This is a genomic window from Prevotella sp. AM42-24, assembly GCF_003461825.1.
In the GTDB taxonomy this organism is placed as follows: domain Bacteria; phylum Bacteroidota; class Bacteroidia; order Bacteroidales; family Bacteroidaceae; genus Prevotella; species Prevotella hominis.
Window position 1 is genome coordinate 1 of record NZ_QTXV01000153.1, and the last position, 1613, is coordinate 1613.

General features: G+C 40.0%; 2 protein-coding genes. Both read left to right on the forward strand.

All coding sequences use genetic code 11. From position 1 onward, the window contains the following. Positions 1–48 precede the first annotated feature (48 nt). Positions 49–486, forward strand: coding sequence for a transposase (locus DW917_RS16800; RefSeq protein ID WP_118120531.1), 438 nt, complete (start codon positions 49–51; stop codon positions 484–486). Between the two features lie 2 nt (positions 487–488). Beyond that, positions 489–1391, forward strand: coding sequence for an IS3 family transposase (locus DW917_RS16805; protein WP_158570254.1), 903 nt, complete (start codon positions 489–491; stop codon positions 1389–1391). Positions 1392–1613 lie beyond the last annotated feature (222 nt).

Sequence of the window (1613 nt, forward strand, 5' to 3'; positions counted from 1 at the left end):
TGTACTTCCCTGAAAAAGGTTGTCACTTAGGAACAAACAGAAGTGACAATGAAACATAAGACAAAAATTGAACGTGTGTATAATGAAGACACTGGTTGGTTTGAGACCCGTGAGGTAGAGTTGAATAGCTACTCTTTTACAGATGATGATCGTATCATGATAGTTCGAGAGTATATGGAGAGTGGGCTCCCAGCAGAAGAAATCATCAAGAAATACTATATAAGCAGTCGTACAGTGCTATTTTCTTGGATGGATAAGTTCTTAAATGAAAAAGATTTGTTATCTTTGCCGCCAGAAGACCAAAACCGTGACGATATGGCAAAGACAACAAATGAACAGTTGAAAGAGAAAGATGCAGAGATTAAGCGTCTCCGCAAGGCTTTGGAGTTAGAGAAGCTTCGCTCTAAGGCATTCTCCACCATGATTGACCTCGCAGAAGAAACCTTCAATATTCCTGTGAGAAAAAAATCTGGTACCAAACAGTAAGCTTGCTCCGCACAGAGTGCCAGAGCCAAGGTTTAGGCACTCTATGCGGGCTGTTTGGTTTCACCCGGCAAGCATATAATAAGCGCAATGTCTCTGACGGCTTTGCTGAAGAGGCCATTGAGTCTATCATCATTGAAAAGGCACGTGAGTATCGTAAGTCGAATCCTGGCTTAGGAGCTGCAAAGTTGCATGCCATATTGAAACAGATGTTTGAGGATACAGGCTGCTTCCCTGGTCGTGACGCATTTATTGAGATGCTACGTAAGCATGGACTCATGGTACGTATAAAGCGCCGTAGGCGCTATAAGACAACAGATTCCGACCATAATTATCGCAAATACCCAAACCTGATTAAGGGAGTAGTTCCTACCCATCCGAACCAGATTTGGGCAAGTGACATCACCTATGTTGAAACCAATGAAGGTGTGTGCTATCTCTCGCTTATAACAGACCTGTATTCCCATAAAATCGTTGGATGGGCTGTTGGTCCAACATTAGAAACTGTATATCCATTAGAAGCGCTTAAAATGGCATATAAAAGCATTGATGAAGAAACTGCAAAAGGACTCATTCATCACTCTGACAGAGGAAGCCAGTATTGCAGTCAGAATTATGTATCTATCCTAAAAAGTCATGGCTCACAAATAAGTATGACTCAAACAGGAGATCCTTTGGAGAATGCTATAGCAGAACGTGCAAACGGCATTTTAAAAACAGAATGGCTTTATAGAATGACAATTCCTACTCGTAAAGTATGTAAGAAGGAACTGACCAGGATTATTGCGTTTTATAACGACGAAAGACCGCATATGAGTATCGGTAATCAAACACCATCAGTTGCACATACTCAAGTGGGGCCACAGCAGAAAATGTGGAAAAATCCTTGGGAAAAATCTTCTAATTAGTTGAAAATGTGTATCTTTGCATTTGAAAGAATATCATCACCGTAACCTTTCTAGGGATAGCTCCTTAAAAAGAGTAACCTAGTTAGGTATAATGGGTATTCGCTGACAACCCATATAGTGATAAAATAAAAAATGCGTAACTCATTTAGTGATACAAAAAATAGATAGTAACAAATTTAGTTTAACCATCCTAAAGGTGACAACTTTTTCACGTATAAGACA